The organism is Rhizobium sp. 01T417, from assembly GCF_056398905.1.
In genome coordinates this window covers 1-21,206 of the sequence record NZ_JBFTQH010000053.1, presented here as the reverse complement: position 1 = coordinate 21,206, position 21,206 = coordinate 1, and the positions used below count along the sequence as shown (strand labels likewise).

At 57.9% G+C, this 21,206-nt stretch carries 17 protein-coding genes and 7 pseudogenes; 13 read left to right on the top strand and 11 right to left on the bottom strand.

Annotated features, from left to right (window positions below; translation table 11 throughout):
- Positions 1 to 183 precede the first annotated feature (183 nt).
- Entirely contained in the window at positions 184 to 1,374 is a 1,191-nt protein-coding gene (locus tag AC1DPR_RS28905; protein ID WP_477817710.1) for a porin, read from the bottom strand.
- Between the two features lie 445 nt (positions 1,375 to 1,819).
- Here AC1DPR_RS28905 and AC1DPR_RS28900 point away from each other — a divergent pair, with 445 nt between their 5' ends.
- From AC1DPR_RS28900 to AC1DPR_RS28860, 9 genes and pseudogenes are all read left to right on the top strand, one after another.
- Positions 1,820 to 2,533 carry a hypothetical protein gene (locus AC1DPR_RS28900; RefSeq protein ID WP_477817709.1) on the top strand — a complete coding sequence of 238 codons (714 nt, stop codon included), beginning with the start codon at positions 1,820 to 1,822 and terminating at the stop codon, positions 2,531 to 2,533.
- Between the two features lie 130 nt (positions 2,534 to 2,663).
- A complete protein-coding gene (locus AC1DPR_RS28895) occupies positions 2,664 to 3,341 on the top strand; it encodes a L,D-transpeptidase (RefSeq protein ID WP_477817708.1) in 678 nt (225 codons plus the stop codon).
- A complete protein-coding gene (locus AC1DPR_RS28890; RefSeq protein ID WP_477817707.1) occupies positions 3,338 to 3,892 on the top strand; it encodes an OmpA family protein in 555 nt (184 codons plus the stop codon). The genes AC1DPR_RS28895 and AC1DPR_RS28890 overlap by 4 nt, the downstream gene beginning before the upstream one ends.
- Positions 3,893 to 3,967: 75 nt before the next feature.
- Entirely contained in the window at positions 3,968 to 4,957 is a 990-nt protein-coding gene (locus AC1DPR_RS28885) for a transglutaminase family protein (protein ID WP_477817706.1), read from the top strand.
- Positions 4,958 to 5,547: 590 nt separating this feature from the next.
- Positions 5,548 to 8,187, top strand: coding sequence for an autotransporter family protein (locus tag AC1DPR_RS28880; RefSeq protein WP_477817705.1), 2,640 nt, complete (start codon positions 5,548 to 5,550; stop codon positions 8,185 to 8,187).
- A gap of 498 nt (positions 8,188 to 8,685) precedes the next feature.
- Positions 8,686 to 9,138, top strand: a complete 453-nt coding sequence (locus tag AC1DPR_RS28875; RefSeq protein WP_477817704.1) for a response regulator — start codon at positions 8,686 to 8,688, stop codon at positions 9,136 to 9,138.
- Between the two features lie 187 nt (positions 9,139 to 9,325).
- Positions 9,326 to 9,784: a ProQ/FINO family protein gene (locus AC1DPR_RS28870; RefSeq protein WP_477817703.1), complete on the top strand. Its 459-nt coding sequence runs from the start codon at positions 9,326 to 9,328 to the stop codon at positions 9,782 to 9,784.
- A gap of 69 nt (positions 9,785 to 9,853) precedes the next feature.
- Positions 9,854 to 9,992, top strand: a pseudogene (locus AC1DPR_RS28865) (GNAT family N-acetyltransferase); the annotation flags it as partial.
- Between the two features lie 149 nt (positions 9,993 to 10,141).
- A complete protein-coding gene (locus AC1DPR_RS28860) occupies positions 10,142 to 11,155 on the top strand; it encodes a methyltransferase (RefSeq protein WP_477817702.1) in 1,014 nt (337 codons plus the stop codon).
- A gap of 189 nt (positions 11,156 to 11,344) precedes the next feature.
- Here AC1DPR_RS28860 and AC1DPR_RS28855 read toward each other — a convergent pair.
- Positions 11,345 to 11,488, bottom strand: a pseudogene (locus AC1DPR_RS28855) (SDR family NAD(P)-dependent oxidoreductase); the annotation flags it as partial.
- Between the two features lie 153 nt (positions 11,489 to 11,641).
- Between AC1DPR_RS28855 and AC1DPR_RS28850 the strand changes: the two are divergent.
- The 3 genes and pseudogenes from AC1DPR_RS28850 to AC1DPR_RS28840 all read left to right on the top strand — a co-directional run.
- The gene (locus tag AC1DPR_RS28850; protein WP_477817701.1) at positions 11,642 to 11,896 is read left to right on the top strand and encodes a type II toxin-antitoxin system Phd/YefM family antitoxin; all 255 of its coding nucleotides are present in this window, start codon (positions 11,642 to 11,644) and stop codon (positions 11,894 to 11,896) included.
- Positions 11,896 to 12,294 (top strand): annotated as a pseudogene (locus AC1DPR_RS28845) (PIN domain-containing protein); the annotation flags it as partial. The gene AC1DPR_RS28850 and the pseudogene AC1DPR_RS28845, both read left to right, overlap by 1 nt.
- A gap of 131 nt (positions 12,295 to 12,425) precedes the next feature.
- Positions 12,426 to 12,752: pseudogene (locus tag AC1DPR_RS28840) on the top strand (integrase); the annotation flags it as partial.
- A gap of 82 nt (positions 12,753 to 12,834) precedes the next feature.
- Here the strand turns inward: AC1DPR_RS28840 and AC1DPR_RS28835 are convergent.
- The 7 genes and pseudogenes from AC1DPR_RS28835 to AC1DPR_RS28805 form a co-directional block, all read right to left on the bottom strand.
- Positions 12,835 to 13,101, bottom strand: coding sequence for a hypothetical protein (locus tag AC1DPR_RS28835; protein WP_477817700.1), 267 nt, complete (start codon positions 13,099 to 13,101; stop codon positions 12,835 to 12,837).
- A 57-nt stretch (positions 13,102 to 13,158) separates the two neighbouring features.
- Positions 13,159 to 14,379, bottom strand: a complete 1,221-nt coding sequence (gene repC, locus AC1DPR_RS28830) for a plasmid replication protein RepC (protein WP_477817699.1) — start codon at positions 14,377 to 14,379, stop codon at positions 13,159 to 13,161.
- Positions 14,380 to 14,534: 155 nt separating this feature from the next.
- A complete protein-coding gene (repB, locus tag AC1DPR_RS28825; RefSeq protein ID WP_477817698.1) occupies positions 14,535 to 15,548 on the bottom strand; it encodes a plasmid partitioning protein RepB in 1,014 nt (337 codons plus the stop codon).
- 75 nt (positions 15,549 to 15,623) lie between these two features.
- On the bottom strand, positions 15,624 to 16,829 hold the full coding sequence (gene repA, locus AC1DPR_RS28820; protein ID WP_018116749.1) for a plasmid partitioning protein RepA: 1,206 nt from the start codon (positions 16,827 to 16,829) through the stop codon (positions 15,624 to 15,626).
- A gap of 459 nt (positions 16,830 to 17,288) precedes the next feature.
- Positions 17,289 to 17,585 carry a hypothetical protein gene (locus tag AC1DPR_RS28815; RefSeq protein ID WP_477817718.1) on the bottom strand — a complete coding sequence of 99 codons (297 nt, stop codon included), beginning with the start codon at positions 17,583 to 17,585 and terminating at the stop codon, positions 17,289 to 17,291.
- 197 nt (positions 17,586 to 17,782) lie between these two features.
- Positions 17,783 to 18,025 (bottom strand): hypothetical protein, encoded by a 243-nt coding sequence (locus AC1DPR_RS28810; RefSeq protein WP_018859811.1) that lies wholly within the window; start codon positions 18,023 to 18,025, stop codon positions 17,783 to 17,785.
- Between the two features lie 267 nt (positions 18,026 to 18,292).
- Positions 18,293 to 18,709 (bottom strand): annotated as a pseudogene (locus tag AC1DPR_RS28805) (tyrosine-type recombinase/integrase); the annotation flags it as partial.
- Between the two features lie 201 nt (positions 18,710 to 18,910).
- Here AC1DPR_RS28805 and AC1DPR_RS28800 point away from each other — a divergent pair.
- Positions 18,911 to 19,019: pseudogene (locus AC1DPR_RS28800) on the top strand (type II toxin-antitoxin system RelE/ParE family toxin); the annotation flags it as partial.
- A 578-nt stretch (positions 19,020 to 19,597) separates the two neighbouring features.
- On the opposite strand, the gene AC1DPR_RS28795 reads toward AC1DPR_RS28800, so the two are convergent.
- Together AC1DPR_RS28795 and AC1DPR_RS28790 are read right to left on the bottom strand one after the other, a co-directional pair.
- Positions 19,598 to 20,515: a recombinase family protein gene (locus tag AC1DPR_RS28795; RefSeq protein WP_477817697.1), complete on the bottom strand. Its 918-nt coding sequence runs from the start codon at positions 20,513 to 20,515 to the stop codon at positions 19,598 to 19,600.
- Between the two features lie 602 nt (positions 20,516 to 21,117).
- Positions 21,118 to 21,206: pseudogene (locus AC1DPR_RS28790) on the bottom strand (IS6 family transposase); the annotation flags it as partial.

Sequence of the window (21,206 nt, the reverse complement as noted above, 5' to 3'; positions counted from 1 at the left end):
GGCTACCGGACATCGAGCGCAACTCGCCTGTGCATGTTGCACTTGATGAGGTTCAGGCACCGGATTTTTGCTTAACATCATAGCGTTTCGAGACCGCTGGATCGAACCGCGCAGTTCTTAGCCGCTACAAGCCAGGCCCTCGTCGAAGGGTCTGCGCGCTCGAACGGCGAGCGTGCGATATCGCTAAAATTTCAGTCTGGCGCCTGCGAGCACAGCATAACTGTCTTGGACACTTGCGACTTCGTCGTCGTACGAATAAGTGCGTGCACCAACAAAAAGTTCGGTCTGCCAATAATCGAGATTCTGTACGACTTGCACACCGTAGGAATCGCTATCCGTTCCCTTGCCCTTGATGTCCCGACCAAAATAGGCGTCGACGGAGAAGGCTGTCTTGCCGACTTCAAATATATCCGTCTGGTAACCAACCTTGGCATAGCCGTAGTGTCCATCGATGGACTCCTTGTCCGAGTAGCCGGCTGCAAGGGTAAGGCTCAGGCCCGTTGGCTGATGTAGCAGTGAAACCGAGGCGTCGTAGATCGAATTGCCATCGCCCGGCCTCGAAAACGCCAATGCGCCGCTGATCTTGACGTCCTCGATCGTTTGGTCGTAGCGCAACGCAATGTCCCACACGGCGACGTCACTCGGCTCAGGTACGACTTGCGTCCCAAAGGACGACGACACGCTGAATCCGCCGAAGGAGGGGGTGTCGTAGCGGAATCGCAATTTTCGACCGAGACCATCGTAGTTTGTGAAAGCGTCTTTGACGCGTATTGAAGAGAGCGTTCCATCATCAAACCTGAGGAACGGTCCGCCGGCCATGTCCGAGATAAGCGAATAGCCGACGACCGAGGTGCCGGACAAATCGACTTCGGCGCTGCCATCAGACGCCATGCTACCCTGGCCGAACCAGAACTTCCCGTAGTCCTTCGACTCCATATAGACTTCTGCTTTTCGCAGAAGCTGTGCCTCCCAATCGTAGTCGCCCTTGTTGAGCTGATTGACGTTCGTCGTCGAATAGGGCGTCCATTCCCATTCGAGATTTCCGCCCACCGACCAGTTGTTCTCCATCTTGGAGTAAAAGCGAAAGCCGGCGCGTGTCGAAGAGTTGCCGTTGTCGACGGGGAAGTAGTTGTCGGTCGAACCGCCGTCGTCGTAAACCAGCAAGCCTTTGTTGATCTGGCCGTAAAATTCCAGGTAGGCGGTGTCATCTCCGAGCCGCAGTTTCGGAATCCAACGCTCATCCGCCTTGCTGGTCTCAGAGGGTTTCTGAGCCGGTTTCGCGACCTCCTGCCCTACCGCGATCCCGGCCGGCAGACACAATGCGAGGAGAGAGTAGATCGGCGCATGCACGGCACTGTATTTAACTCGTCGCATCACGTGTCCCCCCGGGGCGTTCCGTCGGCATGGGATAAGTGTCAACGTTGCACGCGAGGGACGCCAAATGCCAATCTACTGATTCGTCTTCCACATCGCAATCACGCCGTAGCTGTCGGGCTCGCCTTTCCCATTTCGATCCACGTGAGCGAACATCGCAGGAAGATACAAGCCATTTCAGGTATGATACCGCAAACTACGATGCCTCTATCAGTTGTGGTTCCGCGCTATGCGAATCCTGTGACAGACGCGACGGCGGGAAGGATATCCCGCCAGCGATTTCTGTTCGTCTGTCTGGATTAGCGCGCGGGATTTGGTCGCGGTTCAAATATACTGACAGCAAGCAACGCCCTCTCTATTGCCTGCGCCCGGCACCTTCCGGTCCGGGGCGCCGAGTGGTAGAAAAGGTTGATCTTTTTCTGAGCCGATCGCGATGGAGACCACCGTGAAGCGAGCAGTAGCTGTGTTTACTGCGGTTGCCATTGCAACGATTGGCACTCAATGGAGCATCGGCAAGGCAGCGGAGGGTCGACCAGTTTCCCTGGGCTGGCAGACGTCCTGCGGCGTGGATGCCGGCGCCATCAAGCATGTCAAGGACACCTACGTCTTTCACAACAGCTCGAACCATTGCAGCGGCGGGATATTCCACCAACGGGCGGAGTTGAACTCCACAAACATCTCGGTGACCAGCAGGATCACTTACGTATTCGAGACGAAGGTGTCGATGAAGACGTCTGGGGACAACGACTTCATTCTTTTCCAGGTCCATGACGGACGGATGGGCTGCTCGCCGCCGATGAGCCTGCGCTGGACCGGCGGCAACACGCTTCGGTTCGACAGTGACTACACCCGCGGAAAGGGGATGGGCGGCTGCTTCGAGAATTGGGGACTGCGCAACGCGATCTACGACGGGCAGACGCTGAAACGTGACGGAACGACATACGACCTTGCGGTGACGATGGCCTTCGACGGCAAGGGTAGCTTCGACGTCACCGTAAGGATAGACGGTGCTGTAGCCTTGTCCGGAAAATACGAACCGTCGAGCGACCCGCAATTCCTGACGTCGAAGCGGTTCTTCATGAAGCACGGCGTCTATTCTCAGGATCGTTTCGAATACGAGATGCGATCGACTGGCATGCGGGTCCTTCGGCAAGGATAGTTCGGCATGCGACCGGGACGGGCGGTAGTGCCAGTCCACCGAGTGCAGAGCAATGCATTTTTATTCTTGTCGGCCACGAAAAATCTGTTTTACATGAGCGCCTTGCTGCTTGGCTTTCGGGGGGATGCCGATGAGGTGGACGCGCAGGGATATTCTGCTTGGCGGTTTGGCTTCGGTCGGAACCTTGGCGACAGTCGAGAAGCCGACTTTAGCTGCGACCGCTTCCTATTTTTCCGGAACCAGTATCGACAACGGTGTGACGTTCCGAAGCACGAACTTTTCCAAGATCGACAGGAAGTGGCACCGTCAGGTTGTCAAATATTTCAGCAGCGAGCCGATTGGTACGGTTGTTGTCGATACGACGCATCATTTTCTCTACCTGATCATGGAGAACAAGACGGCCATTCGCTACGGCGTCGGTGTCGGCCGCGAGGGCTTCAAATGGTATGGCCGCGCCACGATCGACCAGAAGGCGCTTTGGCCGCGCTGGACGCCGCCCCCGGAGATGCGTCAACGCCACCCCGAGCTGCCTGAGTCAGTAGATGGAGGTTCACCGAAGAACCCACTTGGGCCGCGCGCGATGTATTTGCTTCGCGACGGCGTCGATACCGGCTATCGTTTCCACGGTACTCTGGAGCCAGGCAGTATCGGCAAGGATGCCTCCAGCGGCTGCATTCGCATGTTCAACGAAGATGCAATCGATCTTTATCAGCGGTGCCCCATCGGCACCGCGGTACAAGTCCTGCCCCACATTGCCGATCAAGCTCAAAATGCCGCTCAGGCGAACCAAGCGACTCCGGTCGAATGAGGAGTAACACCCTGATGTCTGTTTTAGTCGGATGTTCGAGGCCTCTCGTCGCTGCGGCCATGCTCTTGACGCTTGTCGCTTGCAGCACCACCGATATCGCCGAGGTGGAGGAGCCTGCCGTAGCGCCGATGACCGGGCAGACCAACGATCCGGCACCCGGCTTCGAGAACGTCGCGGCCGGAAGCGAACAGGACTTTATTCTGAATGTCGGCCGACGGACCTACTTTACGCAGGATTCGGCCACGCTGGATACCGTCGCCAAGGCAACGTTGGATAAGCAGGCAACCTGGCTCAACAGCAACCCGCAATGGCTGGTCAAGCTGCAGGGATTTGCCGACGATTCCGGATCTGCTCCAGCAATGACGACACTTTCACAGCGACGCGCCGATGCAGTGATGGCCTATCTGGTTTCGAAGGGCGTGGACGCCAGCCGCGTATGGGCCAAGGGCTACGGCAACGATCGCGAAGTCCGCGACTGCACGAGCCGCTCGTGCAAGGTGCAAAACCGGCGCGTTGTATCCAATCTTCGTACTCAGCGCGACTCGGTCTGACCGTAGTATCGCGCGCACAGCGCCACGGCACGCGTGAAGACCGTTGACACCCCGCTATGGGGTGGTCATGGATAAATGACTGAACGCATGCACGCCCGTTTCGGCAAGGGATCCTATTTTTCTGCGGCAGAGCTGGTGGATATGGCGATTCTTGGCAAGATTACACATGTGACTGCCTACAGGTATGCTAAGCCTGTTACCTTCGGCACGCACCGAGCAATGTTTTTGCCGCGACGTGGCGCTTGGGCGCGTCTGCTCGGTTGGTCTGCGAAAACGAGCATTCCCTCGAAAATTCATTGGATCAGCGATCCCCGTTCTAACACTGTGACCGTGATGGAGTTCAGCGAAGCCGGCGCCGAACTGACGTTTACGTTTGAGGTCCAAGGTGTCTATTTCGGAGTGAAGGGAGTAGAGGCCTTCCCCTTGGAACCGCGCGCCGACGAAATCCCGGTGCAATATACCCCCGATGAATGGACCGATCTCGCGGGCTATTTGCGTCCGCATACCGAAGATCCTGATGGAAGCGTAGCCGCCTGGACCAAGCGCTTCGTCGCGCGCGACCAGGACCAAACCATCGATGTGTTACGTCGGATGCTGAACACTTTCCGGGATGACTTCACCTACTGTGCGAGAGAAACAGAAGGAACCCAGTCACCTGGCGAAACCCTTCGCACCAAATCAGGCTCATGCCGTGACTATGCCTGGTTGATGATAGAGGCATTGCGCCGGCTCGGGATCGCCTCCCGCTTTGTATCAGGTTACTTGTACGACGCGGCGTTGGACGGCGGCGCGGTCGGAACAACGGGCGCCGGCGCTACACATGCCTGGCTGCAGGTATTTCTCCCCGGTGCAGGATGGTTAGATTACGACCCGACAAACCAGATAACAGCGGGGTTTAATTTGATCCCGGTGGCAGTCGCCCGACACCCAGCTCAGGCAATACCGTTGGAAGGATCATGGTTTGGGGAAGCCAAAGACTATCTGGGCATGACGGTCGACGTCGCCGTCAATAAGATTGGTGAGATCCCGGCTTTGCAGGAAGTCAGGGACGAGTTCAATCCATGAGCATTGTCCCGTTGTAATTCGGGGTGGCCCGCACAAGCCAGTTGCGCAAAAAAGCTCTCTGTCCTTTTCAGCACGCTGCAATCCATGCGTCGTTCTACGGAAAAACGGTCAGCCTGGCCGCACACATTCATTGGATCTGCGCCATGGCAAAGACCGTCACAGGTGCGATTGTCTGACGTCAAACAACATGACACCACCGAGCATCCACAAGCTCGTGGGAACTTCCGTTCTACCGGAACATCTGTGACTTACCGCACCAGCCGGCCTTCGACGGCCGCTGTTGGCATGATCAGAGACGAGATCGTCAGAGGGACGCCGGATCAGAACGGGCAAGTTTGTTGCCATCCGACCGGGGGCGCGGCAATCGTTGGGGTGCGTAAGATTTCCTAGGGCAGGCCTCAATCGTCATTCCACTTCGACGTTACCCTGCCGTCTGAAGCGCGAGTACCGAGGTCGAAAGGTCACAGTCGTACACGGCTCAAAACGCTTTAGCTCCAAAGGGTTATTTCCAGCTTCACAATCACGTCGACCTGTACAATGATGAAGCCACTGCTGGGGATTCCTTAACGCGTATGGCGGAGAAGCGCAGTATGACGAAATGGAATGGATCTACGAAGTACCGTCGCAAATCTTTTCCCTCACCCCGCAAACGATCTCTTCCTCCCCTAGTCAGCATCCTTAGCTTCTTCATCACTCTGCCGGCATTCGCGGATTGCGATCCGGCAAGCCCCACCTCCGGTCAAACGGTGACCTGCACGGGCAATCCATCCGGCTACAGCAGCACTGCCAGCCTCGGCACGCTCACGGTCGACATCCTCTCCGGTACCAACTTCAACGGTCCGCTCACCCTCTCCAATATCGGCACTCTTGGCGTGACCACCGCGGGAAACCTGCAGAGCGTCACGCTCGACAACAACGGTTTCATCACCTTTGTAAATTCCGGCAACATCAATAGCGGTCTGGTGATCACCGGCAATGGCACCTACTCGGTGACCAACAACGCCAATGCCTCCATCAACTCGGCCTTTTCGTTCACCGGCAACAGCAACAACACGATCACCAACAACGGCACATTGAACCCGGGGATCACGGTCAACGGCGATGGCACGACGACAATCCTGAACAACGCAGGATCCTTCATCAACAATGGCGTCTTCATCAACGGTGCAAGCCAGACCCGCATCGACAACTACGGCACCATTCAGAGCAATACGCTGCTCGGCACCGGTAATGACACCATCGTCAATTACAATCCGGGCGTAATCAATGGCACCGTCGATCAACGCGCCGGCAATGATCTTTTTCAGATGCTGGGCGGCCGGGTGAACACATCGGTCAACCAATCCGCAGGCACAGACCGCTTCGAGTTGTCGGGCGGCGAAGTCACCGGCTTTCTCAATGCCGGAGCCAACGACGATTCGATGCTTTGGACCGGCGGCCTGATTGGCGGCATCGACATGGGCGACGCGAACGATGTGGCTCTCTTCCAGGGATTGACCGACACGCAGCTCAAAACGATCCAGATCAATGGCGGCCAGGGCAACGACACGCTGACCTGGCAGAACACTCAAGGGAGCAATCCGAACCGGTTGATCAACTGGGAACTGATCTCGCTCGAGCAGGGCTCGACCCTCAAGATGAACAACAATCTTGTCCTCGGTGATAGCGGTACCGGCAGCGGCGCACTGAGCATCGACTCGACCAGCGTGCTGAACGGCAGCGGCTTCCAGTCTACGATTTCGCCAGCGACCGCAGGCGGACGTGTGACTGTAACCAACGCCGGTGTAATCGACCTCACAACCGGTTCGAACTCCACCTCGGACTCGCTCAAGATTGTCGGTAACTACGTCGGCAATTCTGGTCAGTTGTGGCTCCAGAGCACGCTCGGCAACGACAGCTCGGCGGCAGACAAGCTCGTGATCGATTCAGGAACGGCGTCTGGATCGACTGGAATTGTCGAAACGAATGTCGGCGGCGCCGGTGACGAGACGGACCAAGGGATCTTGGTTGTCGAGGCGATCAATGGGGCCACGACCGCGAACGGATCATTCTTTCTAAGTCGCCGAGTCAGCGCGGGGATCTACGAGTATCTGCTGTACAAGGGCTCGTCTGTGCCGGGCACGGTAAACAACTGGTATCTGCGCAACGAGTCGGGTGAGGACGGCGGTGGCGGCGACAACGGCGGCGGCGACAACGGTGGTGGTGGTGACAACGGTGGTGGTGGTGACGGCGACGACCTTGACGGAGATGGCGGCGATCCGGGAACCTTCGATCCCGGCCCGACGATCCGACCCGAGGTTCCGATCATGACGGTCGTTCCAGCGGTGTCACGCGGCCTGCTCAGGACGACGCTCGGCACCTTCCACGAGCGCCACGGAGAGCAGGATTGGATGGCCCGTGAGCAGGCTGGCAACGCAGTCTGGACGCGCGTTTTCGGCGAGAGCTACGATCAGGATCTAACCCGCCTGCTCGACGAAAAGTACGATGGGCAGGCCTTTGGCTTCGAAATTGGGGCGCCGTTCTACGAGCGCGAGGGCAAGGGTGTGCTGGATACGTTCGGCGTCTTTGCCGGCTATTCTCGTGCATGGGGCGACATCACGGCGGATGCGCTCAATCTCAACAGCATCCACGTCGGCGATCTTTCAATCGACAGCTACAGCATTGCCGCTTATTGGACCCGGACCTGGGACAATGGTAGCTACATCGACGGCGTCCTGATGAATTCATGGCTGGACACCGACACCCACTCGATAGGCGCATATGACAGCAGCTTCAACGGCGATGCAGTGACGGCGTCACTGGAGACAGGGACGAGGTTCAAAGCAACCGATCACTGGGATATCGAGCCGCAAGCGCAAATCATCTGGCAGTACCTGAATTTCGATGAGGCCCACGACCCGGGTGGTACGATCAACTACGACAACAACGACGCATTCACTGGCCGCGTGGGCTTGCGCCTGCAGGGCGACTACGACTACGAAGGCAAGCCGGTGTCACCTTTCTTGCTCGCCAACCTCTGGCACGAATTCGAAACGACAGACGTCGTAACCTTCAACACATTTCCGGTCGACGCCACGCGCAAGGCGACGATGCTGGAACTGGGCGGAGGTGTAACCGCGGATCTCTCCGAGAACGTGCGGGCCTATGCCAATGCATCCTACTATTTCAACCTTGGGGGCGAAGACTTCAGCGCCGTTTCCGGGCGGGTTGGGTTGAGGATCGTCTGGTAGCGGCTGATCCACATGACACGAGTGGAATGAAATTTCCCGTGTTGCCGCCGCAATCTGCCGTGGATGCGATTACGGGCGCGCAGCAACAATTTCACTTCCGGCCAGACCGGACACCTTGCGTTGCCCCGTCGAGCGGGAAAGAACCGACAAACGTGGCTCATCTCCCGCCACGCTGCGGCGTCAGGTTTATCTCGATCAGATCGCGGATGCATCGCCAATCAACGTAGCCGGGATAGCCTGCCCGAGTGCCCAATAGACGCCAATGATACGTAGGTGTCGCGGCATACAGGAAAGGACTAGATCCAATATCCTGCGCGACGCCCAGCGTCGGCCTGAAGACGAGACTATCATCTCGAAAACGCGTTCGGTGGCGGGACGAAGGCTCCGCAAGCCGATCGCGCTCCAACGACCGACTGACTTTGCAAAGTGCGATGCGGCAGCATATTGTTGCAATGCATCAATCGTGTTTAAATCCAGCTCCGGACAAGGAGGTGGGCCTTGCAGCAGTCAGCAACCGGGAAAGAAGATTCGCACAGGATTCTCGTCGTAGAGGCAGACGCAATCCTGCGCACTTCGATGGTTGCAGCTATTGGGGCCGCGGGCTTTCGCGCGATTGAAGCTGAAACTGGTGACGGGGCCTTGCGATGTCTCGATCGCCAGGGCGATATCGCACTCGTGTTCACCGCGATCAACATTCCTGGCAATGTGGACGGTGTCGCCTTGGCAGTTCAAATTCACCGTGACTGGCCGGACATTGCGATCGTCATCACATCAGGGATCGTCAGCCTCAGGCAATCGAGCCTTCCTCGCCGCTGTCGTTTCCTGAAGAAACCCTACCGCCCGGATGATGCCATCGTCTTTTTCAGGCTGCTGTTGGAATTGGACAGAGAGATGCCAGTCCTTGGGCCCCAGTCGCGCCATGCCGACGTCGTTGGTGCGGGAACGAATTGACTTCCAAAGGCCCATTGACGGGGCCGACGCCGAGGTTTGGCTGGATGCTGAAATGCCTTGCCTTGCCCCACCGCATCGAACTTGATTGCGCCTTGATCCATTCCTAACTGAAGCCGTGAAGCGGACGTCTCGTTTGTCAAACTCGTTTCACGATCGCCCGCTAGGACGAAACCAGAGGTGACATTCGATGACTAAGCCGTGGACTTACAGTCGTGGACCGATTGAGGCCAACGAGTCCGATCTTGCCAAGGCAGGAGACATCAACGCGCTGCTGCGCCAGCCCATTGATGTTCTGCCTGCGACGATCGGCGATCCGATCAAACCGTTTGCAGTCGGTCTCTGGAACGAGGTCCGTCTACTGTTGAAGCCGGATATCTCCGTGACGACGCTAAGGAAAGCGACCGGAGCCTACATCCACTCAAAGCGATATTTCTTTGCGACTGCGCAACCGGACTCAATGCGTTTTGATCTTAAGGGCAATCCGATCGAACCTGTCTCCACTGCAGATCGTCTGTCCGCTCAGGCACGCTATCAGCGCCTCAAACGATCCGATTTGCAGCTCGACACTGACGCCGACATCGCTCCCTCCCTCCCCTCGAAGGTAGACCGTATTCGTGCCGGTTTGCTCGCCAGGCGGCCAACTTAGCCACTGTATCGGCGAAGCTCCGATCTTGCAGCGTTGAACCGACATTAATGAGCAAGGGGGGCAATATCGGTGATTGTAGGGATGTACTACATCCGAGCCAATCGGAGGAAAACATGTTTGCAACTGCGTCTACATGACAGACAGGGCGGCAAGTGGTCGGGGCGCCGCTCGTCGGATGCACGAGCATTCGCCTGCTCACGTAGTGCTTCTTGATTAATTGCAGGACATCGCAAAACGCTCTATTTTCCTTTGCAGGGTGCCTCGACGAGACGGGACTGGGCATGCCAGGCCGGACCGCATCGGTTTCCGCACCAATCCCAGATGCTGTTCGACGATACGATCAGGAGGAGAGGTACGATGGGGGAAACGACGCCGGACAACATCATGCAGCTCGGCATGGGGTTCTGGGCCTCCAAAGCCATGCTCAGCGCGGTGGAGCTCGGCGTCTTCACCGCGCTCGCGGCCGGCCCGGCCAACCTCAGCGACCTGCAGGCCAGGCTGCGCCTGCATCCCCGAGCGGCACGCGACTTCTTCGACTCCTTAGTGGCCCTGAAGCTGCTCGAACGCGAGGACGGCCGCTATCGCAATGCCCCTGATACAGACCTCTTCCTCGACAAAGGCAAGCCCTCCTATATTGGCGGCATCCTCGAAATGGCCAATGCCCGGCTCTACGGTTTCTGGGGCTCGCTGACCGAAGCCCTGCGCACCGGGGAGCCGCAAAACGAAGCCAAGCACAGCGAAGATTTCTTCGCCACGATCTATGCGGAGCCGGCGCGGCTGCGCGGCTTCCTCGAAGCGATGAGCGGGATCAGCGCCGGTGCGGCACAGGCGATCGCCGCCCGGTTCGACTGGTCGAAATACACGAGCTTCGTCGATGTGGGCGCGGCGCAGGGCATGGTGCCGGTGGTGATCGCAAAAGCGCATCCGCATCTTCAGGCCATCGGCTTCGACCTGCCCGCCGTACAGCCGATATTCGACGAGTTCATCGCCCGACAGGGTCTCGCTGACCGTATCCGCTTCCAAAGCGGCAACTTCTTTGACGGCCCGATGCCGAATGCGGATGTGATCTTGATGGGGCATATCCTGCACGACTGGGATCTTGCCGAGAAGAGGATGCTCTTGGAAAAGGCCTTTGCCGCGCTGCCGAAGGGCGGGGCCGTGATCGTCTACGATGCCGTCATCGATGACGAGCGCCGCTTGAACGCTTTCGGCCTTCTGATGAGCCTGAACATGCTGATCGAGACCCCCGGCGGGTTCGACTACACCGGCGGCGACTGCCAGGCATGGATGCACGACGCCGGTTTCGTGGCGACGCGCGTCGAGCCGTTGCTGGGGCCGGACTCGATGGTGATAGGCTTCAAGCCTGACTGAGCGCAAACCGCGACCGCGGCCGGTGGTCCGCAAGATCGACCAAAGATGTCGATCGCCCGGCGTGCCCGGGGGGCAAAATCTGTGGCAGCAGTTTCGGTGAGCGAGCATAGAAGTGTGCATAACCCGGCGTTTTGAGTCTAGATCGATAGCCCGGGAATTATCCTGCGGGGGCAAATGCATCGCCTCGAACGCCCATTTAGAGGCGTGATAGAATCCGATGATCGGGCTTGCGACGAGGCCTGCCACACTGGAAACGCCGATGATATGGCCGCTCCCCTGCTTGCGCAGCAATGGCAGAGCTGCCCCGATCACGCGTAGCGTGCCTGACGGCATCCGAACCCTAAACCTTATCGGACGTCTCTTTCTTCTTTAGAGAGGCCACCGAAATCAGGCCGAAATCGCCCTCGATCGGCGCAAATTTGCGCTTTCAATCGCCGAAAAACAGGTGCACATGGCTAGACAGTCTAGCTAGTTTGGAGCAAAACAATGGAATGGCAACTGCAGGACGCCAAGAACCATTTCTCGAAAGTAGTGCAGAAGGCACGACACGAGGGGCCGCAGATCGTCACGCTTCGTGGAGAGCGCACTGCCGTGGTGCTGTCCGCCCACGACTACGACGCTCTGCGCGCCGGCCGACCGACGCTGGTCGACGATCTGCTTGGCGGTCCCGCTTGGGACGATGAGCTCGCCGATGCGGTCGAGGAGCGCGCCAAGACGCCAAGCCGCGACGTGGCCTTCTGATGTATCTGGTTGACACCAACATCGTTTCGGAGGCGCGACGCGGCACGCCGCAGGCGGTTGCCTGGCTGCGCTCGGTAGACCCGCTCAGCATCCATCTGAGCGCGCTGACCCTCGCCGAAATCATGCGCGGCATTGCGCTGAAACAGAAGTCGGATCCGAAGGCCGCCGCTCATCTCGCCGAATGGCTGCGTAAGCTGCGCCACGACCATGTCGACCGCATCCTGCCGGTGACCGACCAGATCGCCGTCGAATGGGGCCGCATCGCCGCGATCCGGCCGCGTGGCGATATTGACGGGTTGATCGCCGCGACCGCCACCGTCCACGACCTGATCCTCGTCACGCGCAACGTCAAGGATTTTGAAGACACGGACGCAACTGTGATCAATCCCTGGGAGACACCGCGTGAGCGGCTCAGCGACGGGCTCGGAACCGCAAAAAGTCGATCTCTCCCACACCGGGTGGTGTAACGGTCGATGCCAATCCTGGTGGCACTGCACTCCCCTCCCTTGTTCCAGAAACGAGGGCCGCCCTGCCGGCGCGGCTCGAGCGCCTCGCTGATCGGGCCCGCGTTTATGTCGAGGCCTCCAGCTCCGCCAACACCCGCAAGGCCTACGCCTCGGACTGGAAGCATTTTACCGCCTAATTTAGTGCCGCCGGCAGAACCTTGCTCCCCTTCCCCGGATCCTGCGCGTCAGGCGCCACAACGGCGGACCGCCAGCCCAACTCGGTCACAACAATCGAACGCCGTCTCTCTTCGTTGTCCTGGAACTACGCCCAGCGTGGCAACAAGAAACTCGATCGCAAGGACCGTGCCATCGCGACGGTCATGGTCGGCATCCGCAACAACCATGCTGCTGCTGCCCTCCCCGGCATAAGGAAGCCGCTCACCACGGCGTCGGGGCTTTGAAGGCCCCTCCCCTATCGGTGTTGCGAGATCGTCAGGTAAAATTCACGCGTTTGATTTTCAGCTTAGCGCTCCAATTGAAATCGGGAAGTAAAAGCCACACTTTGTGAGGGGTTCTGGACTGGCGTGACGTGGTCGTGAGTATTTTCTGGTCGGGTCTAACATCCTTGACATTCCAAGAAGCCGCGCTGCTTGCGGAAGTAAACCAAGCATTCTTTTCCGTTGCTGGTTGGTGGTCAAACCCCAGGGATACGTTGATGACTTCGGCAAAATGGGAAAAGCGCTGCCTTTTGGACGTCATTCGTGGTTCCTGATGATGATTTGTTTCGACGCAATAAGCACCGAAATGGCCAGGTTTCTACGTGATTGTGCGAGCGCGGCCCTCTGCACCTAAATTCGCGCGCAACAGGGCCATCAGCATCGGCGTAGGCGAAAACGCCTTCTGGCGAGCGCGTCGGGTTAAATCCTTCAGATAACCGCCGGCCGAGTTGATGTGGCGAGCGCGCTCCAGGATGCAGGCGATAGTGATGGCAGTGTTTTCCGGTCCCATCACATGGCAGGCATCCTCAAAGGTGGCGGAGCTGACGCCGAGCATCGATCTGACAACGGCCGATGCGGCCATCAGGTCCCGCCATGTGGCAATGGTTCCTCCTGGTCCGTAGGCGCCAATGTTTGTGCACGCCCTGAGCACCATGCTCAGTGGGACGTTCTCGGTGCGGCTTCGCTCAGATCCACGATCGGCGTCTGGTTCGCAAGCGGGAGGTTTGCGGTCACGTTCAGATTCAATATGAGATTCAGTATATGAACTCTGTGTGTGGTGCTCACTGTGAGCATCATTGGTGCTTGGATTATCGGAATCTGAGTGGAATTTCAGGATATTGATGACTTCGGACAACAGAAGGCCCATCTCGTTGAGAACACGATTGATGGTCTCAAGGCTGGCCGAGTGGTTCAGTGGTTTCAGGAGGGCGGTGCAGGCGTCGCTAATGCTGTTCCAATCGCCACTGACACCTTCCTCGGCGGCCATGGCGATGAGCTTGCGAACGTCGCGCCGGCAGATTGTAAGCTTCTCCCTGGCTCTGCGGATCGCTGTTCGTTCTGCGACAACCTGATTGGCAAACGCTGCAAACTCATCTGCGCGCGCAAGCAGCGGTGACAGATCGAACCCGAAGGCGCTTTCAATGTCCCCTCCCCTCCCCCGGTGGGCGTAGCGCTTGCCGTTCGCACTGTCCTTGCGCAGGATGAGACCTGCCTCGACGAGGAAAGCGAGATGCCTGCGAAGCGTTGCTCCGGCGATACCATGGGCGCGAAGCGAAAGCTGCGCATTCGAAGGGAAGACGACAAGCTGCGCGTCCTGCCTTAGCTCATTTTCCGGGTGGAAACTCAAGAGGGCATCGAGGACGGCCAGACTCCGGTCCTTAAGGTCAAGCATCACCTTGGCCTCGGAGACGTCGCGGAAGATCTTCCACTTGTTTGCTGATTTGCCTTGCCTGATTTCGGAAACGATTGTCTGGCGTTTCACGAGCGCAAGCGTCATCGGCCGCCGCCCAAAGGGCGTCGTTATGTGTTCACCGTGCATTTTCCTTCACCTTTCAGAAGGCAAAAGAAAATTGCTCACCAAAACGGTGCCAAAGACTCTTGACTGCGATTCGAGGAAATGCGATTCTCTAAGTGTCTAGTTCAGAGGAAGGCTTCCACGGCGGCAACGTTGAGGGGGCCTTTTTCTTTTGCTGTTCAGTCTCCCGTTTGCTGTTTTTCGGTTGATCTTGAATACTGCTCGAAGAGGCTGTCCATATTGCTGGAGAGCCACTGGCCGAAGGACTTGCCCTTCGGATTTCCAAACTCCATCACAAGGCCGTTGGCCTTGGGCTTTGCCGTCACGCTGACCGACTGATCTGCCGGAGCCCAGGCCGAAACGGCGGGCTTCTGCTTGGACGGACGACCTGACTTGCTCGAGCTCTTCAGGGCCGTGAGAAGATAAAGAAATCTCGCGTCCTCGCTCGTGAAGGCGGCAAAGCCGTCCTCCTTCACCGTCTGGCACGCTCGCTGGGCCACAGACGGATTGAGAACGAGTTTCTTCAACTCTTCCCACCGATCTCGGCCGACGCCCTTGGCAGCCCCCAGCGCGTCCAGCACGCTGTCAGGAACGACTTCGGCAACGGAAAGCATGCGCGACAAAAGGCTGTCATCGACGGTAAGCGCTGTCTTAAGGACGTCGCGGGACATTCCGCTTCGCTGCAGCTTGCTGGCAAAGATCGCCTTTTCGATAAAGGTCAGATCGGCGCGGGCCGTATTTTCCTGGCCTTGGGCAATAACGTGCTCGATATCGGCAAGCGGCTTGACGACGGCACGTACCTTCAAACCAAGCTCGCGCGCGGCACGCGCACGACGATGGCCGAACACAATCATGTATCGGCCGTCATCGGTTGGATGCGGCCGCACAAGAATTGGGGTGGATTGGCCTGAGAGGCGAATGGCCTCCCGAAGACTGGTATATGCCTCGTCGTCGTCGCCAATCCGATCGGCGACGAAAGAACCATCGAGATCGCCTGGATCGAGCGATATGACGGTCTCTCCGTCAAGCACCCGCATGGAGGTCTCGGCAAGCTCGTCAAGCGACTGGATCATCGAGCGTGACGCCCCTCGCCGCGTATAGGAGGCGCGTGCTTCAGACGCAGTGACGGCGGCGCGGTCGACATCGTCGCCCAGCGTCGCCGTTACGCTCGCAAAGAGGTTCTTTCTAGCCATTTCCATCTCCGCCTTTGGTATTCATCTCCCTGAAAGCAATCGACTTTTTGATCCATTGCACGGCTGTCAAAAACGTCACTTCCGTCCCCACGCGCCGTGGATCAAGGAAACAATCTCGCCATTGACCGCATTCAGGCTCTCTACCGCTCGTTCGTAGGTGGAGCGGGTAAACTGCGACTTCTCAATTTCGTACAAGGTTTGCTTGGTAATGCCGGCATCCGAGATCGCCGTGGACTTCAGCATCTGGTTCTTCAACATGCGCTTGTTAAACAGCGCCTGGAGAAACCCGACCATCTGCGCCTGCGGCTGGTCCATCGGTTCATAACGCGTTACCAGGTAGCGGAACCATTTCAGCTTGACCGAGGCCCCTGCCCCCTTGATCGATTCAAGGATGCCGCCAAGCATCAACAGGAACTGGCTCATTGACATGACGTCGAGCATCTGCGGATGGACGGTGATAAGAACCGCCGTCGAAGCGCTGAGCGCCGTCAATGTGAGGTAGCCAAGCTGCGGCGGGCAGTCGATGACGACGACATCGTAGTCAGCGTCGACCTCCTTAAGGGCCTGCGAAATGCGGGTGAAGAATAGCTTGCCTTCCTGCTGGTTCTTGGATGAGGCGGCAAGAGGCGTCTCATACTCGTATTCCTGCAGTTCAAGATTTGCTGGAACGATGTCGAGGCCCGGGAAGTTCGTGGGCCGGATCAGCTCCTTGATCGACTTGCGCTCGCTGTCGTAGCGGAGAGCCTCATAGAAGGATGGATTGCGGTCGAGCTCGGGCTGGATGCCATGGAGCGACGTGAACGATGCCTGAGGATCGAGATCGACTGCAAGCACGCGGTGGCCGGTTAGCGCGAGATATTGCGCGAGGTGGGCTGCGGACGTCGTCTTGCCCGAACCGCCCTTGAAGTTGACGACGGAGATGACCTGCAGCTCCTCGCCATTGCGGCGATGCGGCACATACTTCTTGAAATCCGATCGGCCATGCTTGTCGAGATAACGACGCAGTTCCATCATCTGCTCGGCGGTATACGAGCGACGGCCAGAGCCCGACAGTTGAGGTGCAGGGCCCTTGCCTTCGAGATGGAGCTTCTTGATATGGTTTTGGGTGACGCCGAGGTACTCGGCAACCTCGGCCAACGAGAAGTGCCTGAGGCCCTTCATAGCGTTCGGTGGGTACTGTTCCAGCCGAAGCATGTTCAGCTTGTCGGAGATGAGTTCGCCTTGCTCAAGGATTTCCTTGTCAAACTCAAGGTCTTCGATGAAGACTGGTGCCATGTTCATATCTTGCCATTTTCCGGAATAACGCTTTTCTCAAGCGATTTGCATCTTAAGCGTGATTTAGATGCGATTCTCTGAATGGCGCAAGAAGTTTTTAGTTAACAAAGGCTTAATATGCCCGGTTCTCCGGTAGAAACGCCTTCCAATGGCGAAGTGCGTACGGCAGAGCCGCTAAAAGCGAATCAACATGCTGATTTTGCGAGATATTTTTGCTGTTTGCACGGCTGTCAAAAGATTCGCGGCTGCACAATTCAAGAAATCGGTGTTGTCCACCGAAAATTGTTTAGAGAGCAAACCGGCAGCGACCGGCGTGGCGTCCATGCGATGGATAATGCCCGCCCAGGGATCTGCGCTGAACCCTAAACCTGTCGCCCGTCAAAGCCTCGGATGGAGAAGAGGACATTAAAGGACAGGATGGCGAAGTCTCATACTACGCCATCCTTCCGAAGGCCGTACCGCAGATCAGTTGTTATTGTCCGCGCAAGTGTCTTCGGCATTCTCTGTGTTGCTGTTCCCGCCCTGGGTCTGCAACGAATTCTTTCCTTTGATCGACTTGCAGTTTTCCTTGTTGAAGTTCTGGGTTGTGCTGCCGGTGGTCGACTTATCAACCTTCTTCATCTTCATGGGTTTGGTCGTGCTTGTGGCGGCGCCATGGTTCTTGTCCATGGTGGAACCCGCCGGAGCCGGGTTTGACTGTGCAAAGGCCGAACTGGCAAGTCCGATGGCCAGGACCGACGTGGCGACTAATTTCAGGTGCATGACTGCCTCCATAGAACCGCTGCGTGATTGCAACTAACTTTGAAACGGAGGTGAAAAGTCGTTGTTCCGAGATCCGATCGACAAACCGGTGCGGCACTGTCGCGATCATAGCGATTGGGGCGCCCCGAGGCGCGAACCGTCAGCGCCTTTGATTCAAGACGAACTTCGCAGTAATTGATTGCCCGTCGAAATTGCTGTCAGGACGGATTGAGGTCCTGGAGGATGGAGAAATTTGCACAGCTGGCGTCTACATTTCCGATCCGGATCAGATGCTCGGACCTCGCCGTCAGAAATGCCAGTCGCACGGCCTTTGCATTCTTGGCACGCATCAAGAGTTCTTGGTGCGCAAAGAGAAGTCCCGAGCGGCCTGAAAGCTCGAACGCGACGTGTTCGCTGTGGCCATCGTCAGCAATTGTAATCGTCGCCAGGCCGGATTGCATTGTAAGTTCCCCTCTGATTCCGGGCCAGCATCGTCGACTTCGTTGGAGGCTACAACCGGTCGCGGCAGACAACCCACAGGATCGTGGAGCACCTTGAACCGTATATTGAAGGGTCAAGGACGGAGGGCGGAGCCGTCTCCGGACGAAGCCCGCCTCGATGTCGAGTGGCCCGCTGGAAGATGGCGAATCGGGTGGCTCAAGTTGCGTCGGATTGAACGAAGCGTTCTTCCGGCTCAATCGAACGTCATCTTGGTGTTGGTTGTGATCCTAGAGCAGGCGGGCGGCGCGCCCGCTGCGCCGCGACGTTGTTGTAATAGCTCGAAGGGACCGGTGCCGTGACTGCTCCATTGCCTCGGGCAGAGGACGCCACGATTAGCCGCTTCGGTCAGATACCCCGACCGCAATCCGTGCGAGGAGAAATCCCGGGGCTCCAACTCAGCCATCGCCACCCTTTGCTTGACGATATCGTTGACTGCCTTCGGATCGAGCGGACGGCGCGGAACATTGCCTCAGCGATTGATCGCCCGGAAAATCGATCCTTTGTCGATGTTGGCGGCGTCGAGCCGGACGTTCAACGCCTCGACCGGCCGGCAGTGAGATAGACGACCTCATCCTGATCGGCACCCGATGTTTCGTGCGGCCGAGATGGATGGCGAGAGAGGGCAGGGGAGGGCCGCCTTCGACCGGTCTCAGCTGGAAATAGCGCCATCGAGAAAATTTTTGACATATGCGACTAGGTAACAATTCTGGAAGCAAAGGAGATGACGTGAGCCTAAAATCGTCGATTTCGCTAGATTCACCGGCGGCTAAGCGGAGCGTCTATGTCTGAAGAGGCAATGGCACGCGCGGTCGACGATGTGATCGCGCGTAAGCAGAGAGCTCTTCGTGTGGAGTCTTGAACACTCTGTCGAAGCGGCGCGATTTTGAACTGATCTTCGATCATCTCTTCACCGCTTACTGCGCTCTCGGTGACCATCCCGACGAGGCCTTGGAGCCGGGAAGAGCCCTCGCGTGGGGGGCGACTGAGCACGGCATTGACCTTATCCACCGACCGGTCGCCCGTCGCGTTTTGGCGGGCACATCGAGCGGCCCATCGGCGCAATGATGGGAGCCGTTCATTTCTTGCCAGGCTCTACGTCAAGCGATGTCGCATCCCGCGGCGATTACGATCCTCAAAAGAATGCTGTCATGGTCTTCGACGAGCTTGAGCGCTGGCTTACCCGGGATATTGCTGGCCGCTATCATGCCGACAGTCATCGTGCTCTGAGAATCCCGCCTAACCTGGCTTGGGAAGATGCCGTCCTTGCGCACGCCCGAAGCCTTTGCGACTCCCCTACGACGAACACCGTTTCAGGCTGGATTTTCTGCCTTTCGAGGAACGCATCAACTTGCCGATTGCGCGGTTTCCTGCCCGCCCTGATTTCGGTAGAGATTTCCAGCCTTGGCTTTGGATGATGTCGCTGGCGAGGTGCCGGCTTTCGAGTTCTGGACGGAGTCTCAAGGCTGACGTCACCTGCATTGGTGAAGTGGTTTGGAGATCAGGGGTAGTGGACCCAAGCGTGGTCCATGCTCTCAATGGCGGATGAGGCCGAACCGATGCGCCTCATCCAGCAGGTGACGAACGGACGATGGCTGCCATTTGCGTCCACCGCGCGCCGGCCGCTCTCCCATCTGATCCAGCTGGGTGGCAATGTCACGCAGCGAAAGGTCGGGATCGGCAATGGTAATCGCCGCGACTAGCTTCATGAGATAATCCTCTGGCCCGCGGCGCGGCGAGCGAGCCAGGAGCTCGGGTTCGGCCAGTTTCTCGCGGACCATGCGATGCACGGCGCGACGCAGCCTTTCCACCGTCCAGTCATGGCCGCGGCGATTGAGGACCCGCACGACATTGTCCCAGGTGTGCTGCGGACGCATTTGCCGAACGGTAGGAAGCCAGGTTTGGGCAGACGAGATCAGCTCGTCGAGATAGAGTTTTGCCCGGGCCTTCGACACCGCCCTGATCGCGTCTGGTCGCCGTTCTCGAAGTCCGGGGTTTCCTGGCAGCTTGCCCCGGGCTTTGGCAGCTTTGATACCAGCCCTGGTTCGTTCAGCGATAAGCGCTCGCTCGAGCTGTGCGACGGCACCAAGAACCTGAAGAGAAAACATCCCTTGTGGAGTGGCCGTATCGATCGGATCGCGGATGGACCTGAAGTGGACGCCGCGCCCTTTGAGATCTTCGATCACTTGCAATAGATGGCTGACCGACCGGGCCAGGCGATCCAGACGGACGACGACAAGCACGTCGCCGGCGGTAAGCTCACCGAGCAGTCGCGTCAATACGGGCCGCGCTCGTGATGTACCCGATCCGTGCTCCTGAAAAATCCTCTCGCAGCCGGCGGCGCGCAGCTCGTCCATCTGAGCATCGTGGACCCGATCGTCGCTAGAGACGCGCGCGTAACCGATAAGGCGTCTCGGCGCTGGCGACCGATTGTCGGCTTGACGTTTTGCCATAATTTTTGCGCGCCTTTTATCTTGTTTTGTACAGATAAGGAATGCGTGAGAAAACGATGGGTTGCAAGCGTGTTTTATTGCTTGAATAGCGGTCTGCCAGCCTCGAGGAACTGTTCCCGACGAGTGATAGAGTATCCAGGCAGCGGACGCGCGTCAGTGGGCTTCCATGGCGGAATTCATAGGGATGATCAGGTGGTAAGCGCGTTCGATCGGTGCGTCGTCCGGCGGGCTCCTGCCCACACCGCAAAGCGGCATGCAAGGTGGCAAGACGGCCGCTGCCATCTTGCTGGCACCAATCCGTTCACCTATATTCACCTTGCTCCTGCGGCCACGTTGCCATGGCCAAAGCATACGTACAAGTTATCTGTACACTTCACTTCCGATAACCGGTCATTATCGATGGTTAGCGCGCCAGCCCACAATCGTCAGCAGCAGTGGAAGCAATGGCGAATATCACTTCTGGTTAATGCCGCGTTTACCATGAATTCAATATGTTATGAAATCAGTAAATGCCTCCAAGCGGAGCCAAACGGGGTACGTGGGGCATCGTAAACTTAACGGCAAAGTGGCCGCAGAACACAACGCCGGCTTATTTTTGTCTGTCATGCCCGAGCGATTTTCTTCCACAGGTCCATCGCTGCTGCACGCAGTTCGCGATGATGGCTGGAGGTGATGTCGTGGCGCGGGATGT

What these genes read in the sequence shown, in the direction of transcription:
- AC1DPR_RS28905 (WP_477817710.1), bottom strand. Translation starts at nt 1,374, where the DNA reads ATGCGACGAGTTAAATACAGTGCCGTGCATGCGCCGATCTACTCTCTC.
- AC1DPR_RS28895 (WP_477817708.1), top strand. Translation starts at nt 2,664, where the DNA reads ATGAGGTGGACGCGCAGGGATATTCTGCTTGGCGGTTTGGCTTCGGTC.
- AC1DPR_RS28890 (WP_477817707.1), top strand. Translation starts at nt 3,338, where the DNA reads ATGAGGAGTAACACCCTGATGTCTGTTTTAGTCGGATGTTCGAGGCCT.
- AC1DPR_RS28885 (WP_477817706.1), top strand. Translation starts at nt 3,968, where the DNA reads ATGACTGAACGCATGCACGCCCGTTTCGGCAAGGGATCCTATTTTTCT.
- AC1DPR_RS28880 (WP_477817705.1), top strand. Translation starts at nt 5,548, where the DNA reads ATGACGAAATGGAATGGATCTACGAAGTACCGTCGCAAATCTTTTCCC.
- AC1DPR_RS28870 (WP_477817703.1), top strand. Translation starts at nt 9,326, where the DNA reads ATGACTAAGCCGTGGACTTACAGTCGTGGACCGATTGAGGCCAACGAG.
- AC1DPR_RS28860 (WP_477817702.1), top strand. Translation starts at nt 10,142, where the DNA reads ATGGGGGAAACGACGCCGGACAACATCATGCAGCTCGGCATGGGGTTC.
- AC1DPR_RS28850 (WP_477817701.1), top strand. Translation starts at nt 11,642, where the DNA reads ATGGAATGGCAACTGCAGGACGCCAAGAACCATTTCTCGAAAGTAGTG.
- AC1DPR_RS28835 (WP_477817700.1), bottom strand. Translation starts at nt 13,101, where the DNA reads ATGACGTCCAAAAGGCAGCGCTTTTCCCATTTTGCCGAAGTCATCAAC.
- repC (WP_477817699.1), bottom strand. Translation starts at nt 14,379, where the DNA reads ATGCACGGTGAACACATAACGACGCCCTTTGGGCGGCGGCCGATGACG.
- repB (WP_477817698.1), bottom strand. Translation starts at nt 15,548, where the DNA reads ATGGCTAGAAAGAACCTCTTTGCGAGCGTAACGGCGACGCTGGGCGAC.
- repA (WP_018116749.1), bottom strand. Translation starts at nt 16,829, where the DNA reads ATGAACATGGCACCAGTCTTCATCGAAGACCTTGAGTTTGACAAGGAA.
- AC1DPR_RS28815 (WP_477817718.1), bottom strand. Translation starts at nt 17,585, where the DNA reads ATGCACCTGAAATTAGTCGCCACGTCGGTCCTGGCCATCGGACTTGCC.
- AC1DPR_RS28810 (WP_018859811.1), bottom strand. Translation starts at nt 18,025, where the DNA reads ATGCAATCCGGCCTGGCGACGATTACAATTGCTGACGATGGCCACAGC.
- AC1DPR_RS28795 (WP_477817697.1), bottom strand. Translation starts at nt 20,515, where the DNA reads ATGGCAAAACGTCAAGCCGACAATCGGTCGCCAGCGCCGAGACGCCTT.